The 19,373-nt window shown below is 65.7% G+C and carries 18 protein-coding genes; 12 read left to right on the forward strand and 6 right to left on the reverse strand.

The features are described 5' to 3' along the window. Nucleotides 1-34 precede the first annotated feature (34 nt). From ATE71_RS11745 to ATE71_RS22520, 3 genes are read right to left on the reverse strand one after another with little or no spacing between them, the layout of a single operon-like run. The gene (locus ATE71_RS11745; protein WP_058803487.1) at nt 35-451 is read right to left on the reverse strand and encodes a DoxX family protein; all 417 of its coding nucleotides are present in this window, start codon (nt 449-451) and stop codon (nt 35-37) included. Nucleotides 452-466: 15 nt separating this feature from the next. Beyond that, nucleotides 467-2,140 carry an NAD+ synthase gene (locus tag ATE71_RS11750; RefSeq protein WP_058803488.1) on the reverse strand — a complete coding sequence of 558 codons (1,674 nt, stop codon included), beginning with the start codon at nt 2,138-2,140 and terminating at the stop codon, nt 467-469. Nucleotides 2,141-2,172: 32 nt separating this feature from the next. Further along, complete coding sequence (locus tag ATE71_RS22520; protein ID WP_201022945.1) at nt 2,173-2,541, reverse strand: hypothetical protein; 369 nt, start codon at nt 2,539-2,541, stop codon at nt 2,173-2,175. A 120-nt stretch (nt 2,542-2,661) separates the two neighbouring features. On the opposite strand from ATE71_RS22520, the gene ATE71_RS23055 reads away from it, so the two are divergent. Then, the gene (locus tag ATE71_RS23055) at nt 2,662-2,796 is read left to right on the forward strand and encodes a hypothetical protein (protein ID WP_268801425.1); all 135 of its coding nucleotides are present in this window, start codon (nt 2,662-2,664) and stop codon (nt 2,794-2,796) included. Nucleotides 2,797-2,878: 82 nt separating this feature from the next. Further along, nucleotides 2,879-3,814, forward strand: coding sequence for a ribose-phosphate pyrophosphokinase (locus ATE71_RS11765; RefSeq protein ID WP_058803491.1), 936 nt, complete (start codon nt 2,879-2,881; stop codon nt 3,812-3,814). Nucleotides 3,815-3,818: 4 nt separating this feature from the next. On the opposite strand, the gene ATE71_RS11770 is transcribed toward ATE71_RS11765, so the two are convergent. After that, nucleotides 3,819-4,361, reverse strand: coding sequence for a TetR/AcrR family transcriptional regulator (locus ATE71_RS11770; protein WP_058803492.1), 543 nt, complete (start codon nt 4,359-4,361; stop codon nt 3,819-3,821). 115 nt (nt 4,362-4,476) lie between these two features. On the opposite strand from ATE71_RS11770, the gene ATE71_RS11775 reads away from it, so the two are divergent. The 10 genes from ATE71_RS11775 to ATE71_RS11820 all read left to right on the forward strand — a co-directional run bounded on the left by ATE71_RS11775 (nt 4,477) and on the right by ATE71_RS11820 (nt 14,975). Beyond that, nucleotides 4,477-5,259, forward strand: coding sequence for an inositol monophosphatase family protein (locus tag ATE71_RS11775; protein WP_058803493.1), 783 nt, complete (start codon nt 4,477-4,479; stop codon nt 5,257-5,259). A 15-nt stretch (nt 5,260-5,274) separates the two neighbouring features. Further along, nucleotides 5,275-5,625 (forward strand): GFA family protein, encoded by a 351-nt coding sequence (locus ATE71_RS11780; protein ID WP_058803494.1) that lies wholly within the window; start codon nt 5,275-5,277, stop codon nt 5,623-5,625. A gap of 115 nt (nt 5,626-5,740) precedes the next feature. Further along, on the forward strand, nt 5,741-5,944 hold the full coding sequence (gene rpmI / locus ATE71_RS11785; protein ID WP_058803495.1) for a 50S ribosomal protein L35: 204 nt from the start codon (nt 5,741-5,743) through the stop codon (nt 5,942-5,944). Between the two features lie 13 nt (nt 5,945-5,957). After that, on the forward strand, nt 5,958-6,323 hold the full coding sequence (gene rplT, locus ATE71_RS11790; protein ID WP_058803496.1) for a 50S ribosomal protein L20: 366 nt from the start codon (nt 5,958-5,960) through the stop codon (nt 6,321-6,323). A gap of 459 nt (nt 6,324-6,782) precedes the next feature. After that, nucleotides 6,783-7,685, forward strand: a complete 903-nt coding sequence (locus tag ATE71_RS11795; RefSeq protein ID WP_082665177.1) for a helix-turn-helix domain-containing protein — start codon at nt 6,783-6,785, stop codon at nt 7,683-7,685. 143 nt (nt 7,686-7,828) lie between these two features. Beyond that, a complete protein-coding gene (gene pheS, locus ATE71_RS11800; RefSeq protein WP_058803497.1) occupies nt 7,829-8,926 on the forward strand; it encodes a phenylalanine--tRNA ligase subunit alpha in 1,098 nt (365 codons plus the stop codon). Continuing rightward, the gene (gene pheT / locus ATE71_RS11805; protein WP_058803498.1) at nt 8,923-11,310 is read left to right on the forward strand and encodes a phenylalanine--tRNA ligase subunit beta; all 2,388 of its coding nucleotides are present in this window, start codon (nt 8,923-8,925) and stop codon (nt 11,308-11,310) included. Before pheS ends, pheT begins: the two co-directional genes overlap by 4 nt. Nucleotides 11,311-11,335: 25 nt before the next feature. Beyond that, entirely contained in the window at nt 11,336-11,830 is a 495-nt protein-coding gene (locus ATE71_RS11810; RefSeq protein ID WP_058803499.1) for a YdeI/OmpD-associated family protein, read from the forward strand. 206 nt (nt 11,831-12,036) lie between these two features. Further along, nucleotides 12,037-13,035 carry a GlxA family transcriptional regulator gene (locus tag ATE71_RS11815; RefSeq protein WP_058803500.1) on the forward strand — a complete coding sequence of 333 codons (999 nt, stop codon included), beginning with the start codon at nt 12,037-12,039 and terminating at the stop codon, nt 13,033-13,035. A gap of 152 nt (nt 13,036-13,187) precedes the next feature. Next, nucleotides 13,188-14,975 carry a putative bifunctional diguanylate cyclase/phosphodiesterase gene (locus tag ATE71_RS11820; RefSeq protein ID WP_058803501.1) on the forward strand — a complete coding sequence of 596 codons (1,788 nt, stop codon included), beginning with the start codon at nt 13,188-13,190 and terminating at the stop codon, nt 14,973-14,975. Nucleotides 14,976-15,222: 247 nt separating this feature from the next. On the opposite strand, the gene ATE71_RS11825 is transcribed toward ATE71_RS11820, so the two are convergent. Both ATE71_RS11825 and mutS read right to left on the reverse strand, forming a co-directional pair. Next, nucleotides 15,223-17,982 carry a [protein-PII] uridylyltransferase gene (locus tag ATE71_RS11825; protein WP_058803502.1) on the reverse strand — a complete coding sequence of 920 codons (2,760 nt, stop codon included), beginning with the start codon at nt 17,980-17,982 and terminating at the stop codon, nt 15,223-15,225. Then, nucleotides 17,979-19,373 (reverse strand): DNA mismatch repair protein MutS (mutS, locus tag ATE71_RS11830; RefSeq protein ID WP_082665178.1); only part of this gene is annotated, 1,395 nt, incomplete at its 5' end. The genes mutS and ATE71_RS11825, both read right to left, overlap by 4 nt.

Below are 19,373 nucleotides of genomic sequence, written 5' to 3' on the forward strand. Positions count from 1 at the left end.
GCGCCTATAGCCGCATTTGCCCGCGAGGCGATAGCTATGCGCTATGCCGCGCGGGCCAGTATGCCCAGGCGATGCCAAGCAGCGCGACGATCAGGATGACGCTATATTCCATCCCGTTGCGCCCGCCGCCGACGACGAACCAGCCAGCAGGTAGGTGGACGAGGATCATGCCGAGCGTCAGGATCGCGACATGGCCAAACGCGACGAGGCTCGTCCAGCGGCGCGCGAGCATTAGCGCGGGACCGACCAGTTCGTATAGCGTCACCGCCATCGCCCAGCCATAGCCGAAGGGGAAACCAATACTGTCGAGCCAAGTGCCGAAAGGCGCGACGAGCCCCGCCGACAGGCGATAAACGCCGTGGATGAGGATCAAGATCGCGACGGTCACGCGCAAGATTTCGAGCACCTGCTCCGCCCGCTCGGGCGGCGCCTTCGACCCTAGCCATCCCATCCCGTTCTTCTCCCTCTATCCGGTTCTGAACCCGTGTGTGATCGGATAGCGCCGATCGCGGCCGAAATTGCGCGTCGACAGCTTCACCCCCGGCGGCGCCTGCCGACGCTTATACTCGGCGAGCATCAGCAACCGCTCGATCCGCACCACCGCGTCGCGATCGAAGCCATAGCGCGCGACGACATCGTCGACGCTCGCTTCCTCCTCGACGAGCATATGGAGCATGCGGTCGAGATCGGCATAAGGCGGCAAGCTGTCTTCGTCCTTCTGGTCGGGGCGCAGTTCGGCACTCGGCGGCTTGGTGATGATCGTATCGGGCATCACCGGCGCGACCCGGTTGCGCGACAGGCGCGGCACATTTTCGTTGCGCCACTTCGCCAGCGCAAAGACCGTCATTTTGTACGCGTCCTTCAGCGGATTATAGCCGCCGGCCATATCGCCATAAATGGTTGCATAGCCGACGCTCATCTCGCTCTTGTTGCCCGTCGTCAGCAGCATCGGCCCGAATTTGTTGCTGAGCGCCATCAGCGTTACGCCGCGGATGCGCGACTGGACATTTTCCTCGGTGATATCGACTTGCCTGTCAGCGAAGCTCCCGCTGAGCATCTGGTCGAACGCTTCGACTGCGGGAACGATCGGGATCGTATCGAGCCGGCACCCGATCATCTCCGCACAGCCCGCGGCATCGTCGAGGCTCGACTGGCTGGTGAAGCGGCTCGGGAGCATTACGCACCACACTTTGTCGGGGCCGAGCGCGTCGGCGGCGATCGCGGCGCAGATCGCCGAATCGATCCCGCCCGACAGCCCGAGCACGACGCCGGGAAAGCCGTTGCGTTCGACATAATCGCGCAAGCTCAGGATCATCGCGCTGTAAATGTCGGCGGGGTGCGCCTCCCAGTCGGCGATCGCGCCGGCTTCACAGGTCCATCCATGCGCGCTCTTCGTCCATCGCGTGGCGCGCTCCTCGGCCTCCCAGTCGGTCAGCCGGTGCGCGGTCGACCCATCGCCGTTCAGCACGAAGGAGCAGCCGTCGAACACCAGCTCGTCCTGTCCGCCGATGCGATTGAGAAAGATCAGCGGCAGCTTCGTCTCGGAAACCCGGCTCGCAAAAACCTGCGTCAGACGGCGGTCATCCTTATCGATCTCATAAGGGCTGCCATTGACCGAGATCAGCAATTCGGCGCCCCGCGCCGCGAGATGGCGGCATACCGTGGGCAGCCAGCCGTCCTCGCAGATCGGCAGCCCCAGCTTGATCCCACGCCATTCGACGACATCGGGCAGCGGGCCGGGCGCGAAGATGCGCTTTTCGTCGAACGTGCCGTAGTTGGGAAGTTCGTGCTTGCGCCGCGTCGCGATGACCTTGCCACCGTCGAGCAGCGCCACGATGTTATAGAGCTTGTCGCCTCCATTCTCGTCACTGGCGCGTTCGACCGATCCGACGAGCATCGCTGGACCGCCATCCGCAGTCTCCGCCGCAAGCTCGGCGAGCAGCTTCGCCGCCCGCTCGGCCAGCGCGGGCTTCAGCACCAGATCCTCGGGCGGATAGCCGATCAGCTGAAACTCGGGATAGAGGATCAGATCGGCCGCCAGATGCCGCGCGCGGACTTTACGCATCGCATCGGCGTTGGCGGCAAGGTCGCCGACCGCCTGGGTCATCTGCGACAGGACGATGGAGAGCTGATCGGTCATGACGCGGCTTTAAGACCAACCGCCCGTCGCGTTCAACCGAAGAGAAGCGCCGACAGCATCCGGCCCGGCGCCATCGCGATCAAGCCGGCGGCGATCAGCCCGAAGTATATGCCGCGCATCGTCGTCATATGGCGGTCGATCTGCCCCCGTCGAGCAAACCAGATCGCGCGCGGAACCTGCACCAGCACCAGCACCGAAAATAGGTGGATCGGGCCGAGGCCGCCGGTGATGGTGCGAATCCAGAAGATCGCGATGGCCGCACTGTTCGGACGCGAGGCAAGGGGGAATGCCCCTGTTGCCGACGCAGCATGGTCCGGGCCGATCGCGGCGGCGGCCTTGCCCGCCAAAGCGATGCCGACGCTGCCGCTCCCGCCGGGTTTCGGACCCGTCGGCGCGCTCAAGGGCGAGGACCATTATGTTCGCGTGATCGGTACGCGATCGGAAGAGCTGATCCTCATGCGGATGCGCGACGCCATCGCCCGGCTGGACAACGCCGATGGACTGCGCATACATCGCAGCTGGTGGGTCGCGCGCGCGCGGCCGTCGCCTCGGGGCGCCGCGACGGCCGCACGGCGGTGGTCGAGCTGACGAGCGGCCATGAAGCGCCCGTCGCGCGCGACATGATGCCAAGGTTGCGCGCCGAGGGGTGGATTTAAGAGGGATTGCCCCTTTCCCTTCGCGCTTCCGGTGGCTAAGGGGGCGCGCAATCCCCATCTCGCCGAAAGGGCCTTGCGCGCCATGAAACTCATCTCCGGCAACAGCAATCTGCCGCTGGCCCGTGCGATCGCCGACTATCTCGAACTGCCGCTCACCGACACGAGCGTGCGCCGCTTCGCCGACGAAGAGGTCTTCGTGGAAATTCACGAAAACGTGCGCGGCCAAGACGTGTTCGTCGTCCAGCCGACGAACTTTCCCGCGAACGACAATCTGATGGAATTGCTCATCATCAACGATGCGCTGCGCCGCGCATCGGCGAAGCGCATCACCGCGGTTGTCCCCTATTTCGGCTATGCGCGGCAGGACCGCAAACCCGGCCCGCGCACGCCGATCTCGGCGAAGCTCGTCGCGAACCTGATCACGACCTCAGGCGCCGACCGCGTGCTCGCGATCGACCTCCACGCCGGCCAGATTCAGGGCTTCTTCGACATCCCCACCGACAATCTCTACGCCGCACCGGTGATGAGCGCCGATATCCAGGCCCGCTTCGGCGACAAGAATCTGATGGTCGTGTCGCCCGACGTCGGCGGCGTCGTCCGCGCCCGCGCGTTGGCGAAGCGCCTCGACAACGCCCCGCTTGCGATCGTCGACAAGCGCCGCGAGCGTGCCGGCGAATCGGAAGTGATGAACATCATCGGCGACGTCGCCGGCCGATTCTGCATCCTGATTGACGACATAGTCGATTCGGCGGGCACGCTCTGCAACGCCGCCGCAGCATTAAAGGCCGCGGGCGCGGAGGGAGTCGTCGCTTATTGCACCCACGGCGTATTGTCGGGCGGCGCGGTCGCCCGCGTCGAAGCGAGCGAACTGACCGAACTGGTCATCACCGATTCGATCCAGCCGACCGACGCGGTGAACGACAGCGCCAAGGTCCGTGCGCTGACCGTCGCGCCGCTTCTCGGCGAAGCGATCAAGCGCATCGCCGACGAAACGAGCGTCTCTTCGCTTTTCGATTGAGACGTCAGCGCGCGACGAGCGCGCCGACAATATGATCGAGCTGTCGCCGGAATCCGGCATGATCGGGCACGGCATGGACCAGCCCGCGCGCAGTCCAACACAGGGCCTGTGCCATACTACCCGCGCGCGACACTGCCGAGCCGGGGCCGCTCAGCCGGATCGCCTCGGCCATCGCCGCCACCAGCCGCCGTTCGGCGGCGCGCACGGCGTCGGGCGGATCGCGCCGGAGCATTGCGACGACCTCCGCACTGTGTGGCGACGCATGCAGCGCCCCCATATGCCGTCCGACCCACGCATCGAGTGCATCAACGAGGCGCGCGGGAAGCGTCTTGGCAGGTTGGTCGATACTCGCGAGCGCCGACACAAGCGACCCGTCGATCAACGCTTGCATCGCCCATTCGGCCAGCGACGCCTTCGACCCGAAGCGATTGTAGAGCGACTGACGCGACACCCCGAGTGCCACGGCAACGTCGTTCATCGACGCCCTCCGAACCCCATAGCGCGCAAAAGTCGCAACGATCGGATCGAGAGGAAAATCGCCCGGCATGACGCATCATTTTACACTTTATATCGATCTTGTAAAAATAATATATTGGCGTTTCGCCGGGGATATATGCGCCGCGGACTGGCGACGCCGACCGAGCTGGGCTAGCGGGGACATTATGTCGCTCACATCCGATCTCACTCTCGCCAATCGTCTCGCCGATGCCGCCGGCGAGGCAATCCGTCCGCTGTTCCGCTCGAACTGGACCCACGAAACCAAGGCCGACGCCTCGCCCGTCACCGAGGCCGATCGCTCCGCCGAAGGCGCGATGCGCCGCCTGCTCGATGCCGAGGCGCCGCGCGACGGCATCATCGGCGAGGAATATGGCGCCGAGCGCCCCGAGGCGTCACGCCAGTGGGTGCTCGACCCGATCGACGGCACCGTCAGCTTCATGGCGGGGCGCCCGATCTTCGGCACACTCATCGCGCTGCTCCAGGACGGCTGGCCGGTGCTCGGCATCATCGATCAGCCGATAGCCGGCGAACGCTGGGTCGGCGCGCTCGGCCAGCCGACCCTGTTCAACGGCGCGCCGGCGCGCACGCGCAGTTGCCGCAACCTGGGCGACGCCGTGCTTGCGACCACGGGCCCGCAATATTTCAGCGATCACGATGGCGAGCATTTCATGGCGCTCGCCGCGAAGACGTCGCACAAGCGCATGGTCTTCGGTGGCGACTGCTATAATTACGGCCTCCTGAGCAGCGGCCATATCGACCTCGTGGTCGAGGCCGGGCTCAAGCTCCACGACTTCGCCGCGCTCGCACCGATCGTCGAAGGCGCGGGGGGAACGATGTGCGACTGGAACGGCGATCCGCTGAGCGCCGACAGTTCGGGGCATGTCATCGCGCTCGGCGATCCGGCGCGGCTCGAAGATGTGATCGAGGGGCTTGCCTGCCACCATTAAGAGGAAGCAACGGGCATGGCTTATGAAGGCAGCTGTCACTGCGGTGCGGTGAGCTTCAGGGTCGAGAGCGACATTCCCGACACGGCGATGAGCTGCAACTGCCCGCACTGCCGCCGCAAGGGCTTCCTGCTCACCTTCGTGCCCATCGACCAATTTCGCCTCACCAGCGGGAGCGAAAAGCTCACGTGGTACAAGTTCAACAAGCATGATATCGACCATCAATTCTGCAACGTATGTGGGCGCCAGAGCTTTTCGGTAGGCACCGGTCCTTCGGGCGAGAAGATCGCAGCCGTGAATCTTTGCTGCGTGCCCGATGCCGATCTCGACGGGCTGACTATCCAGAAGGTTGACGGCGCGAGTTTCTGAGCCCGAATCGCTTGCATTTCCGGGCGAATCCCCTTAAGCGCGCGCCTTCCGATTGTGTCGGCTGGCTGAAAGGGCTGCCAGGCCGATACGCAAACGGACTTCAAAGGAGACCAAAATGCCCAAGATGAAGACCAAGAGCGGTGTGAAGAAACGCTTCAAATTCACCGCCTCGGGCAAGGTGAAGCACGGCGTAGCCGGCAAGCGCCACCGCCTGATGTCGCATAACTCGAAATATATTCGCACCAACCGCGGCACCAGCGTGCTCAGCGATTCGGACGCGGCCCATGTGCGCCTCTGGGCGCCCTACGGCCTGAAGTAAGGAGCGCTAAACGATGTCACGCATCAAACGCGGCACGACCACGCGTGCCAAGCACAAGCGGATTTTGGATCAGGCGAAGGGCTATTATGGCCGCCGCAAGAACACGATCCGCGTCGCCAAGCAGGCCGTCGAAAAGGCGGGCCAGTACGCGTACCGCGACCGCAAGGTCAAGAAGCGGAGCTTCCGCGCTCTGTGGATCCAGCGCATCAACGCTGCGGTCCGCGCCGAAGGCCTGACCTATTCGCAGTTCATGCATGGCGTGAAGCTCGCCGGGATCGAACTCGACCGGAAGGTCATGGCCGATCTCGCGATGAACGAAGGCGGCGTGTTCACCGCGATCATCGCGCAGGCTAAGGCAGCGCTGCCCAAGGCAGCCTGACCCTTACCGGCTTATCGCTAAAGCAAAAGGGCGGTCCCGGCGGGGCCGCCCTTTTTCGTGGGCGATGCCGCCCGAAATGATGAGGCGGCCCGAAGCCGATGCCCCGCGCCGCCTCGACAATGGCTCCGAAGAAACCATCGCCCCCCTCCCGAACCGAAAAGCCGTGGGTCGCAGAAGCCACCGGCCGGAACGAAGCTCGGAAAATCAATCGTCTCTTTCAGATCCCACCAAGTCCCCATCCTTTGGCATCGACGCCTTCGGCGTTACGGCGACCGATCGCCGCATCCCCGATAAGGGCCTCGCGGCGCTTACGCCCGGCCCGATATTCCCCTCACAATCCGCTCCTCCGAGCGGCCAACGCAACTATGCCGCAGTGGGCGAGTATAAAATTGTAAGAACCCGACACAGAATAGCGCAAAAAGCTGTTTTCATATTGCTTGCGCGTTAGATCGAGATGGCATGCCGCAACGCGACACACCTTCCGAGCCTAGGTCCAGCGCCAGCGTCGCCACGCGTTTCTTCCCGGTTTCGGCCGCGCTGCGCCCCTATGTCAGCACGATCTATCTGACCGAGGTCGCAGTACCGCGCGGCGACCGGGTCGAAGATTATCTGCATCCCGAATGGGCAAATTTGCGATTTTTCGAAGGCGATCCGCCGCTCGCGTCGATCGGCGCCGACGCAGTTCTCGAAGCGCCGCGTTTTATCGCAACCGGACCGACCAGCAAGGCATGCTATTTTTCGGCCGGAAATATGCGCGCCTGGGGCATCGGTGTTCTGCCAATGGGATGGGCGAAATTCATCCCGCTTCCGGCCGAAGCCTTGGCCGACCGCTTTACCGATGGAAAGACACACCCGGCGTTCGTCCGGCTTGCTCCGCTCGCCGATGCGCTGCGGCCGATGAACGACGTCGAGGCGGCTGCCGGGTTGATCGACGACTATTTCTCGAGGCTTCTGGCAGATGCGCCGCCCGACGATCCCGCAATCCTCGCTGCGCATGTCGCGCTGGTCGACGACGAGCTGGCGAGCGTCGCCGGTTTTGCCGAAAAACTGTCGATGTCCGAACGGTCGGTCGAACGGCTGAGCCACCGCGCGTTCGGCTTTCCGCCCAAATTACTATTGCGGCGCCAGCGCTTCCTGCGGTCGCTCGGCCGCTTCATGCTCGACCCGTCGATGGCGTGGATCGATACGATGGATCATCATTATTACGACCAAGCCCAGTTCACGCGCGACTTCCAGCGCTTCATGGGGATGAGCCCGCGCGACTACGCCGCGCGCCCCAAGCCGATTTTGGGTTCGGCCGCCTTCGCGCGTGCCGCCGCCGCCGGCGCCGCCATGCAAGGTTTGCACAAGCCGGCGGGATAGGCCGGTTTTCCGCCAAGTGGCTTGACCCACGCCGCGTGTTCGGTGCAAGCGGCAGGCGACGGACGGGCGGACAGCCGCCATATCCTTACAGAAGCGAAAAACAGGCCGGCAGCGCCAATGCCGCTGGAACAGGACGAACGACGATGAGCGATATCGAAGCCATCCAAGCCCAGCTCTTGGGCGAAATCGAAGCCGCGGCAGACACCGGCGCGGTCGAAGCACTACGCGTCGCGGCGCTCGGCAAGGTGGGCAGCATCACGGGGCTGCTCAAGACATTGGGCGGCATGAGCCCCGAGGAACGGCAGGCGCAGGGTCCCGCGATCCACAGCCTTCGCGAGAGCGTCACGGCCGCGCTCACCGCGCGCAAGGCGGCGCTCGAAGCAGCGGCGCTCGACGTCAAGCTCGCCGCCGAGACGATCGACATGACGCTGCCGGCCGACGCGAGCCCGCGTGGCAGTGTCCATCCGGTAAGCCAGGTGATGGATGAGCTTGCCGAAATCTTCGCCGACATGGGCTTCGCGGTCGCGACGGGGCCGGAGATTGAGGACGACTGGCGCAACTTCACCGCGCTCAACATCCCGGAGACGCACCCCGCGCGGGCGATGCATGATACGTTCTATTTTCCCGATGTTGCCGAAGGTGCCGCGCAGCGGATGTTGCTGCGGACACATACGTCGCCGGTGCAGATCCGGACGATGATGGAAAAAGCGCCGCCGATCAGGATCATAGCCCCCGGCCGCGTCTATCGCAGCGACAGCGACGCGACGCACACGCCGATGTTTCATCAGGTGGAAGGTCTCGTCATCGATCGCGGCATCCATATGGGCCACCTCAAATGGACGCTCGAAACCTTCTTGAAGGCCTATTTCGAGCGCGACGACATCGTGCTGCGACTGCGCCCGAGCTATTTCCCCTTCACCGAACCCTCGGCCGAAGTCGATGTCGGGTACAAACAGGAAAAGGGGCGCCGGATCGTCGGCGGCAACGGCGACGACGAGGGTCATGCGTGGATGGAGCTGCTCGGCAGCGGGATGGTCAACCGCCGGGTGATTGCAAACTGCGGGCTCGATCCCGACGCGTGGCAGGGCTTTGCTTTCGGCGTCGGGGTCGACCGGCTCGCGATGCTCAAATATGGCATGGATGACCTGCGCGCCTTCTTCGACGGCGATCTGCGCTGGCTCAGCCATTACGGGTTCGGCGCGCTGAATGTCCCGACGCTGAGCGGGGGGATTTCGGCATGAAACTGACTCTCGACTGGCTCCGCGACCATCTCGACGGCGATTTCACCGTCGAGGATGTCGTCGCCACACTCAACCGCATCGGCCACGAAGTCGAAGGCGTCGAGAATCCCGCCGAAAAGCTCGCGGGCTTCCGCGTCGCCAAGGTGCTGACCGCCGAGAAGCATCCGCAGGCCGACAAATTGCAGGTGCTGACCGTCGACAGCGGCGACGGCGGCGCGCCGCTGACCGTCGTGTGCGGCGCGCCCAATGCGCGCGCGGGGCTGGTCGGCGTGCTCGGCCTGCCCGGCGCGGTGGTGCCCGCGAACGGCATGGCGCTGAAGGTCGCCGCAGTGCGCGGGATCGAATCGAACGGCATGATGTGCTCGACGCGCGAGCTGGAGCTGGGCGACGATCATGACGGGATCATCGAGCTGCCCGCCGACGCGCCCGTCGGCACCCCCTTCGCCGATTACAGCGGCGCGGGCGATCCGGTAGTCGACATTTCGATCACCCCGAACCGGCAGGATTGCATGGGCGTGCGCGGCATCGCGCGCGACCTCGCCGCCGCGGGGCTCGGCACGCTGAAGCCGCTCGACGTCCCGACGGTCGAAGGCGAGGGCGCCCCCGCGACCGAAATCGCGACGCGCGACCCCGAAGCCTGCCCCGCCTTTTTCGGCCGCACGATCAGCGGCGTCACCAACGGCACCGCCCCCGAATGGATGCGCCGCCGGTTGGAAGCGGTCGGCCAGCGGTCGATCTCGGCGCTCGTCGACATCAGCAATTATGTGATGTTCGACCTCGGCCGCCCGAGCCATATCTATGACCGCGCCAAGCTCAGCGGCGCGCTCGTCGCGCGCCGCGCGAAGGATGGCGAGACGGTCACCGCGCTTAACGGCAAGGACTATACGCTCACCGACACGATGACGGTGATCGCCGACGACCGCGAGGTCCACGACATCGCGGGCATCATGGGCGGCGAACATTCGGGGTGCAGCGAGACGACGACCGACGTGCTGATCGAGATCGCCTATTTCACGCCCGAACGCATCGCGCTGACCGGACAGGCGCTGGGCCTGACGAGCGACGCGCGCAGCCGCTTCGAACGCGGGGTCGATCCGGCGTTTCTGGATGACGCGACCGCGATCGTTACCGCGCATGTGCTGGCGATCTGCGGCGGCACGCCGTCGATGGTCACCCGCGCCGGGACGCCGCCCGCCGAGGTGAAGACGGTCGATTACGACCCCGCGCTGTCGGCGACGCTCGGCGGCATCGCGATTGCGCCCGAACGGCAGCAGGAAATCCTGACCGCGCTGGGCTTCACCGTCATCGAACAGGGCAGCCGTTGGCAGGTCCAGGTGCCGAGCTGGCGCCGCGACATCGACGGCGCGCCCGACCTGGTCGAAGAAGTCACGCGCATCACCGGGTTCGACGCGATCGCGTCTGTGCCGCTGCCGCGCAGCGATGGCGTCGCGAAACCGACCGCGACCGCCGAACAGCTGACCGAACGCCGCCTGCGCCGCGCCGCGGCCGCCGCCGGGTTCGACGAGGCCGTCACCTGGTCGTTCATCGGCGAGGCCGAGGCCGCGCCCTTCGGCGGCGGCGCGTGGAGCCTCGCCAACCCGATCAGCGAAGATTTGAAGGTCATGCGCCCGTCGCTGTTGCCCGGCCTGCTCGCCGCTGCGGCGCGTAATCAGAATCGCGGCGCGGGCAGCATCCGTCTGTTCGAGATCGGCCGCCGCTACCTCGCCGACGCCGAACATCCGACGCTGGCGGTGCTGATGGCGGGCGACAAGCGCGTGCGCGGCTGGCAGTCGGGCAAGGCCGCCCCCTTCGATGCATTCGACGCGAAGGCCGCGGCGCTCGCGCTGCTCGAGGCCGCGGGCGCGCCCGCCGATCGGTTGCAGGTGATGGAAGCCGTCACAACCGGCAATATCTGGCACCCCGGCCAGTCGGCGACGCTGCGCCTCGGCCCAAAGGCGGTGCTCGCCGAATTCGGCGCGCTCCACCCCGCGCTGACGCGCCATTTCGACGTCGACGGCCCGGTGATGGCGATGCAGATATTCCTCGATGCGATCCCGGCGAAGCGCGCGAGCGGCCCCGCGCGCGCGGCGTTCGCGCCGCCCGCGCTGCAATCGGTGCGCCGCGACTTCGCGTTTCTGGCCCCGACGAGCCTGACCGCCGCCGACCTCGTCCGCGCGATCCGCGGCGCCGACAAGGCGAGCATCGTCGACGCCCGCCTGTTCGACCGCTTCGCCGGGCAAGGCGTGCCCGATGGTCAGGTGAGCCTGGCGGTCGAGGTCGAATTGCAGCCGGTCGAGAAGAGCTTCACCGACGCCGAACTGAAGGCGATCGCCGACAAGGTGGTCGCGGCAGCGGCGAAGGTGGGGGCGGTTTTGCGCGGGTGATGATCGCTTCGGCAGCCGGTCAGCGATGAAGTTCATGGCCCGAATCGAGCTGCGGGGTATCAACCCCTATGTGCTGGTCAGCGAAGCGCGGGCGCAGCAAATCCGGCCCGACTGGAAGCGACCGATCCCGGTGACGGTGCAGGTCAATGGTCAGCCCGAACCGCCCGCGCGGGTCAACATGATGCCCGCGGGGGACGGCAGCTTCCTGCTCTATCTCGATGGGTCCATTCGCAAGGTGTCGGGCACCACGGTCGGCGACACCGTCGAAGTCACGGCAGCGTTCGACGACGATTATCGCGGTGGCCCCGCGCACGCGATGCCGGCCGAATTTGCGGCGCGCCTTGATGCTGATCCGGTGGCGAAAGCGCGATGGGATCAGCTGGCCCCGAGCTTGCAGAAAGAAATATTGCGCTATTTTGCGAGGCTGAGGTCCGACGCCGCCCGCGCCCGCAATATCGACCAAGCCCTGAACGTACTGAACGGCGCGAAGGAACGTTTCATGGCGCGCACCTGGAACTGATCGACTGTCCGGACGCGGACTGCGATCAATTTTACGCAACGTCCCCTTCCTGAGCAGCCCACCAGCCCCGCCTTCGCCGAGCCAGGCGCGCGCCGCATCGCACGCTCACCCATCGCAATCCAGTGATCGCGCTAGGTGATCGGGCGATAGAGGTATATTGAGTTCCGGTCGGCGGCCTGGCGCCGCCGCCGAGCGGAGTTCCGGCTATGCTCATCACAATCTTTGCGCCCGGCCACGTGCATCTGCTTGAAATCGCCGGCGTGCGCGACGCGCTGTTCGAGGCGAACTGCAAAATGGGGCCTGGTCGCTCCTATCGCGTCCTGCTGGTGACCGAGCAAGGCATCGCCGAGGAAAGCGCCTCGGGCGTCACCTATGTCCCCGATGCGGGGATCGCGGATGCGATCCAAGCCTGTGACACCTTGATCGTTGTCGGACCTTATGGCCTTCCCGTCCGGCCGAGCGACGAGGTCAAACGGTGGTTGCGGAAGCAGGCTCTGAGTTCGCGGCGCTACGGCTCGACCTGCACGGGCGCCTTCCTGCTGGCCCATGCCGGACTGTTGTCGGGACGGCGCGCTACAACGCACTGGCAATATGCCGAACGCCTTGCGACCGACTTTCCGGACATCCGGGTCGAGCCCGACCGCATCTTCGTTCGCGATGGCCCTGTGTTCAGTTCCGCCGGGGTGACCGCGGCCATCGATTTGGCCTTTTCGCTGATCGAGGAGGATCATGGCCGCGCCCTGGCGCTTTGGGTGGCGCGCCGACTGGTCGTCTTTCTGAAACGGCCCGGCGGGCAGTCGCAGTTCAGTGAGGCCCTGACTTCGCAGGCCACGGGCGCAGGCCCGATCGACCGGGTAAGGCTGCACATCCTTGAAAGCCCGCGCGCGAATTTGGGCCTTGAGGCTTTGGCCGACGTCGCCAGCGTCAGCCCCCGCCATCTCTCGCGGCTGTTTCGAGCAGAATTGGGCATGAACCCGGCCGCTTATGTCGAACTGACCCGGGTCGATTTTGCCCGGCACCTGCTGGAAAACAGCAGCGCGCCGATCAAAGCGGTGGCCCATGCCGCCGGTTTCGGATCGACCACGACGCTCAGACGGGCCTTTCTACGCATAATCGGCGTCACCCCGGCAGATTATCGCCAACGCTTTCAGACCACCGGATCGCCGCACCCGCGCGAGGACGAAAGTGCCGCCATTTTGTCCTGAAATGCCGCGTCGCCCAGATTGAAGCGGGGGTACCGAGGTCGCATTCTTGGGCCCGGAGGCAACGACATGCGAGTTAATCCCGCCGCGGATCGAACAGATTACACACCGGAGAGGCGCGGCGGTTTCACCAACGCCCCGGATCCAGCCGCATCATGACGCTTCAAACCGAAACAGCCATCGGGCGAGCGCCGGGCGTTTCCGACTTCACCCCGGCGCGGTGGCGCCGGCTGACGCGGCGGCCGAACGAACCGGCAGCGATTTCTGCCGCATCTTTGCTGGCACTCGACCATATCGGCGAAGGCCTGCTGGTCGCCGATATGCGCCTGCGCGGACACCCCATTGTCCATGTGAATCCGGCATTCGAGGCGGTTACCGGCTATACTGCGGCCGAAGCGATCGGCAAGAATTGCCGCTATCTTCAGGGCAATGACCGGCTGCAACCCGAAATTGCCGAAGTGCGGGCTGCGCTGGCCGAAGGCCGCGAATGTTCGGTGACGCTACGCAACTATCGGCGCGACGGGACGATGTTCCGCAACGCGCTGCGCCTGGTGCCCTTTCGCGATAGCAGCGGACAGGTGACGCATTTCATCGGCCTGATCCGCGATGTCACCCACGCGCCCGGGATCGATCGCCTGACCGGCCTGCTCGACCGTTATGGCCTGCTCGACCGGCTGGCGGCGATCGACACCCCGGCAAGCTCCCCGGTGTTGCTGGTCAAGCTCGACATCCTGCGGTTTCACGACGTGAACAACGGGTTCGGTTATGACGCCGGCGACGCTCTGCTGCGTTCGGTCGCCGCGCGTCTCGCGAGCTTGACGGCGACCGCGATGGCGCGCGTGGGGACGAACAGTTTCGCGCTCGCTCTTGAAATCGAAGATACCGATGGGGCGGCCAGCGTCGTCGACGATATTCTCGCGCTGTTGCGACCCCGTTTCGTGCTGCCCGGTGCGTCGCTCGCCGTCCAGTTTGCCGCCGGCTTTGCGGTCGGCTTTACCGGTGTGGATCCGCTCCAGCTGGCGCGACAAGCGGGCGCGGCATTGCAACGATCCAAGGCGATGCCCGCGCATCCTCCGCACCCCTATGCCGCGGCCGACGAACGCGATGCGCACAACCGCATCCGGCTGGTGAGCGATTTGCAGTCTGCCGTCGCGAACGAAGAGCTGCTGTTTCACTATCAGCCCCAAGCCGATCTCGATACGGGCGCCGTGGTCGGCGCCGAGGCTTTGCTGCGCTGGAACCACGGGGCGTTCGGGCTCCAGCCGCCCGACCGGTTCATCGGCATTGCCGAGGAAACCGGCGCTATCCTCGACATCGGCGGCTGGGGCCTGCGCGCGCTCGCGGTGCATGCGGCCAACGTCAACCGCGGTCGCCGCGTGCCGATCCGCTTTTCGTTCAACGTGTCGGTCGTCGAATTTACCCGCCGCGACATGGTGGCCCTTGTCGAAGAGGTGCTGGACGAAACCGGTTGCCGCGCCGAATGGCTGACGCTGGAGCTGACCGAGAATCTGATGGTCCCCGAACCAGGGCAGATTCGCCGCGCGTTCGAAAGGCTGCGGCGGCTGGGGGTCGGAATCTCGATCGACGACTTCGGCACCGGCTATTCCAATTTGCGCTATCTGGAGAGCTTTCCGCTCAGCGAAATCAAGGTCGATCGCAGCCTTGTCCATGACCTTGCGCACAGCGCAGCGAAGCGGGTCATCGTCGAAAGCATCGTCAAGCTGGGTGCGGCGCTGGACATTCGTGTCGTCGCCGAAGGGATCGAGACCGAAGGCGAACGCGCCATCGTGCGGGCGCTCGGCTGCTCGGTGGGTCAGGGCTATCTTCTTGCGGCGCCCATGGACGAACGGGCGTTTCAGCGCGTGTTGGATGAGGGGTTGATCGTACGCAAGGGGTGGAATGCAGGCCGCCTCCTGACGATGCTCGACGGGCCTGGCGCTTAGCAGTGGGGTGCGGGACGGGCGGTCTTTGCATGACCCACCCCTCCCTGCGCGAGGCCGAAAAGCGGGAAGCGATAAGCCTGCTTCGCTCGGTTTGAGAGGTTTCTGGGTTGCATGGTTGGTCCCTAGCAACCCGGAAGGATGCCCCGGCGCCCCACCGCCGGGGCATCTACAATCAAACCGACCTGTCGTCGTGCCTGCTTCATTCAATCCGCGTGCGGCCTGTCAGCAACAGGAGGATATCGGCCCGCTAAGCCGCCACCGCTTCCTCGCTCTGGCTGGTCGCCGCCTCCAGCAGGCGTTTCTCGAGCGACTTCACCCGCGCCGCGCTGTCGATCTTGTCGCCGATCAGGTCGGTGACATAGAAAGTATCGACCGCGCGTTCGCCATAGGTGGCGACGTGGGCGCTGTGCACCGTGACCTTCGACTGGAAGAGCGCGTAGGCGAGCTGGTTGAGCAGCGCGGGGCGGTCCTGCGCATTGACCTCGATCACGGTGAAACGGTTCGACGCCTTATTGTCGACGAAGACGTTGGGGGCGACGCGGAAGGCTTCGGCGCGGGTGCGCGGGAGGGCGCGGGCTTCGAGTTTGGGGAGCAGTTTCTGGCGGTTGGCGAGCGCGTCCTCGATCGCGCGCGTCAGCCGGGCGATCTGACCCGTTTCGGCGAAGGGGCGGCCGATGGGGTCCTGGACGAGGAAATTGTCGAGCGCCAGGCCGTCGCGCGTCGTGTGGATGCGCGCGTCGATGATGTTGCCGCCCGCGAGGTGGATACCCCCCGCGATGCGATAGAAAAGGCCCGGATGGTCGGCAGCGAGCACCATCACCAGCGTCGCGCCGCGATCGTCGTCGGGGACCGCGGCGATGTGCAGCGGCGCGTCGCCCGCCTGCCGGATATGGACGAGGTTGGCGGCGATGACCTCGACCGGCTCGGCGATCCAATAGCTTTCGGGCAGGCGCTTGGCGACCTTGTCGAACGTCTTCTGGTCGAAGCCGAATTGCGCGGCGACCGCTTCCTTCTTGCTCGCGATACGTTGTTCGCGGCCGCGCTGCTTGTGACCAAGGCGCAGCACTTCCTCGGCCGCATCGTAGAGTTCGGTCAGCAATTGCCGTTTCCAGCTGTTCCAAACACCCGGGCCGACCGCGCGAATGTCGACGACGGTAAGGACGAGGAGCAGGCGAAGCCGCTCGGGGCTCTGCACGATCTGCGCGAAATCGAGGATCGTCTTGAAATCGGCGAGGTCGCGTTTGAACGCGGTCGCCGACATGAGCAGGTGATAGCGCACGAGCCACGAGACGGTTTCGGTCTCGGCCTCGCTCAGCCCCAGCCGCGGGCAGACGCGCAAAGCGAGTTCGGCGCCGAGCACGCTATGGTCGCCGCCGCGCCCCTTCGCGATGTCATGCAGCAGCACCGCGACATAGATGACGCGGCGCGAATGGATCTGGTCCATGATCGCGGTCGAGAGCGGATGATCCTCCGTGAGCCGCCCCTGTTCGATATTGGCAAGCAGCCCGATCGCGCGAATCGTATGTTCGTCGACGGTGTAGTGGTGATACATGTCGAACTGCATCTGCGCGACGACGCGGCCGAAATCCGGCACGAAACGGCCGAACACCCCCGCCTCGTTCATCCAGCGCAGCACCGTTTCGGGATCGCGCGGGCTGGTGAGTATGTCGAGGAACAGTGCGTTCGCGCGCGCGTCGCGGCGCACGCCCTGCGTCTCGATCAGCTTGGCGTCGTGGCGCGCCTGCCGCATCGCCTGCGGATGGATTTCGAGGCCATGCTTGTCGGCGAGCGCGAAAATTTCGACCAGCCGCACCGGATCGGCTTCGAAAAAATCGTCCGACGGCAGCGCGAGCCGGCCGCGGTCGAGCACGAAGCCGTGGAGCTTTCCGGGACGGCGGCGCAGCGTCGGGAGGAAACGCCGCCCGCGCGCCGCCATCTGGTCGTCGAGATGCGCGAGAAAGGTTCCGGTGACGTCGCCGACGCTTTTCGCATGGAGGAAATAGAGCTGCATGAAGCGCTCGACCGCGCTTTTGCCTGGCCGGTCCGCGAATTTCATGCGCGCCGCGATCTCGCGCTGGAAATCGAACGTCAGCCGATCCTCGGCGCGCCCGGCGAGGACGTGTAGATGGCAACGCACCGCGAGCAGGAAATTTTCGGCCCGCTCGAACTGGCGCAGCTCGCGCGCCGACATCAGCCCCGCGTCGACGAGTTCGGGGACGGTGCGAACGCGGTGGATGAACTTGCCGATCCAGAAGAGCGTGTGGAGGTCGCGCAGCCCCCCCTTCCCTTCCTTCACATTGGGTTCGACGACGTAGCGCGAATCGCCCATCCTCTTATGACGTTCGTCGCGCTCGGCGAGCTTTTCCGCGACGAAAGCGCGCGCGTTGCCCGCGACGACTTCGGCATCGAAGCGCGCCGAGGCCTGGTCGTAAAGGTCGCGGTCGCCCCAGATGAAGCGCCCTTCGAGCAAAGCGGTGCGGATCGTCAAATCCTCCTTCGCCGCGCGCACCATTTCGTCGAGCGAGCGCGACGAATGGCCGACCTTCAGCCCGAGGTCCCAGAGCGTATAGAGCTGCGCCTCGATCACCTGTTCGGTCCAGCTCGTCTGCTTGAACGGAGTCAAAAAGCCGATGTCGATATCGCTGTGCGGCGCCATTTCGCCGCGGCCATAGCCGCCGACCGCGATCAGCGTGATCCGCTCACCCGCCGAGCGGTTGGCCGAGGGGTAGAGCTGGCCGGTGGTGAAATCATGGCTGAGGCGGACGATCTGGTCGATCAGGAACGCCATCGCGTTCGCGGCGACACGGCCCGAGGATGGATGGTCGACCAGCCGCCGCTCGATTTCAGCGCGGCCTTGGTCGAGTGCGTCCTTGAGCAGCGCGACCATCGCGCGGCGGCGCGTCCCCGCGTCGCTGCTTTCGGCTGCAATCATGTCGAGCCGGTCGGCGAGCAGCCGACGATCGATGATCGCGCGGCGATTGGCGAGATTGTCGAACAGGCCGCTCATCCCTCGTCGGCCATCAGGCGCTTGAGCGCATAGAGCGCATCGAGCGCCTCGCGTGGGGCCAGCGCGTCGGGATCGATCTTCGCAAGCGCGTCGCGGAGCGCATCCTGCGCCGCCGCGGGCGCCTCGGCAAGCGTCGCTGCAAAGAGCGGCAGGTCGTCGAGCCCTGCGGCGAGCCCTCCGGTCTTCTCGCGCCCCGCCTCGAGCTTCGCGAGGACCGCTTCGGCCCGCTTGACCACACCCGGCGGGACGCCCGCGAGGCGCGCGACGGCAAGGCCGTAGCTGCGATCTGCCGGGCCTTCGGCGAGCTCGTGCAGCAGGACCAGGTCGCCCCGCCATTCGCGCGCGCGAACGTGGTGGAGCGACAGCGCATCCAGCGTTTCGGCAAGCCGCGTGAGTTCGTGATAATGCGTCGCGAAGAGGCAGCGGCATCGGTTGACCTCGTGCACCGCCTCGACCACCGACCAGGCAAGCGCCAGCCCGTCGTAGGTCGAGGTCCCGCGCCCGACCTCGTCCAATATGACAAAGCTTTGCGGCGTCGCCTGCGCGAGGATCGCGGCGGTTTCGACCATTTCGACCATGAAGGTCGAGCGCCCGCGCGCGAGATTGTCGCTGGCGCCGACGCGGCTGAACAGCCGGTCGACAAGGCCGAGCTTCGTCGCCGCGGCGGGAACGAAGCCCCCCGCCTGCGCGAGCACGACGATCAGTGCATTCTGGCGGAGGAAGGTCGATTTGCCGCCCATATTGGGGCCGGTGACGAGCCAAAGGCGATCCGCCTCGGACAGCGACACATCGTTGGGGACGAAGCGTTCGCCCGATTTGGCGAGCGCCGCTTCGACCACCGGATGCCGCCCGCCGGTAACGTCGAGGCACGGCGTGTCGGCTATGTCGGGGCGGCACCAATTGTGGCTCATGGCATGATCGGCGAGCGCGGCGGCGACGTCGATCCGCGCGAGCACGTCGCACGAGGCGGCGATCGCCTCGCGCCGCGCCACCGCGGCGTCGGTGAGCGCTTCGAGGTGCGCGGCCTCGGCGGCGACGGCATGGACACCTGCCTGCGTCACGCGGCTCGCAGCCTCGTGGAGGTCGGACGAGTTGAAGCGCACGACGCCCGCCAGCGTCTGGCGGTGGGTGAAGCCCGATTCGGGCGCCATCAGCGCATCGGCGTGCTTCGCGGGCACCTCGACATGATAGCCGAGCACGCCATTGTGGCGGATCTTGAGCGACGCGATGCCGGTGTGGTCGCGATACCCGGCTTCGAGCGACGCAATCGCCTTGCGCCCGTCGCGCGCGGTTTCGCGCAAGGCGTCGAGTGCATGGTCATAGCCCTCGGCGATATAGCCGCCCTGCGCGGCGTCGACCGGCGGTGTCTCGATCAGCGCGCGGGTGAGTTC

This window comes from Sphingopyxis sp. H115 (assembly GCF_001468465.1).
In the GTDB taxonomy this organism is placed as follows: Bacteria; Pseudomonadota; Alphaproteobacteria; order Sphingomonadales; family Sphingomonadaceae; genus Sphingopyxis.

What these genes read in the sequence shown, in the direction of transcription:
- ATE71_RS11775 (WP_058803493.1), top strand. Translation starts at nt 4,477, where the DNA reads ATGTCGCTCACATCCGATCTCACTCTCGCCAATCGTCTCGCCGATGCC.
- pheT (WP_058803498.1), top strand. Translation starts at nt 8,923, where the DNA reads ATGAAACTGACTCTCGACTGGCTCCGCGACCATCTCGACGGCGATTTC.
- ATE71_RS11780 (WP_058803494.1), top strand. Translation starts at nt 5,275, where the DNA reads ATGGCTTATGAAGGCAGCTGTCACTGCGGTGCGGTGAGCTTCAGGGTC.
- pheS (WP_058803497.1), top strand. Translation starts at nt 7,829, where the DNA reads ATGAGCGATATCGAAGCCATCCAAGCCCAGCTCTTGGGCGAAATCGAA.
- rplT (WP_058803496.1), top strand. Translation starts at nt 5,958, where the DNA reads ATGTCACGCATCAAACGCGGCACGACCACGCGTGCCAAGCACAAGCGG.
- ATE71_RS11770 (WP_058803492.1), bottom strand. Translation starts at nt 4,361, where the DNA reads ATGCCGGGCGATTTTCCTCTCGATCCGATCGTTGCGACTTTTGCGCGC.
- ATE71_RS11765 (WP_058803491.1), top strand. Translation starts at nt 2,879, where the DNA reads ATGAAACTCATCTCCGGCAACAGCAATCTGCCGCTGGCCCGTGCGATC.
- ATE71_RS11810 (WP_058803499.1), top strand. Translation starts at nt 11,336, where the DNA reads ATGAAGTTCATGGCCCGAATCGAGCTGCGGGGTATCAACCCCTATGTG.
- ATE71_RS11795 (WP_082665177.1), top strand. Translation starts at nt 6,783, where the DNA reads ATGCCGCAACGCGACACACCTTCCGAGCCTAGGTCCAGCGCCAGCGTC.
- ATE71_RS11750 (WP_058803488.1), bottom strand. Translation starts at nt 2,140, where the DNA reads ATGACCGATCAGCTCTCCATCGTCCTGTCGCAGATGACCCAGGCGGTC.
- ATE71_RS11825 (WP_058803502.1), bottom strand. Translation starts at nt 17,982, where the DNA reads ATGAGCGGCCTGTTCGACAATCTCGCCAATCGCCGCGCGATCATCGAT.
- ATE71_RS11745 (WP_058803487.1), bottom strand. Translation starts at nt 451, where the DNA reads ATGGGATGGCTAGGGTCGAAGGCGCCGCCCGAGCGGGCGGAGCAGGTG.
- rpmI (WP_058803495.1), top strand. Translation starts at nt 5,741, where the DNA reads ATGCCCAAGATGAAGACCAAGAGCGGTGTGAAGAAACGCTTCAAATTC.
- ATE71_RS11815 (WP_058803500.1), top strand. Translation starts at nt 12,037, where the DNA reads ATGCTCATCACAATCTTTGCGCCCGGCCACGTGCATCTGCTTGAAATC.
- ATE71_RS11820 (WP_058803501.1), top strand. Translation starts at nt 13,188, where the DNA reads ATGACGCTTCAAACCGAAACAGCCATCGGGCGAGCGCCGGGCGTTTCC.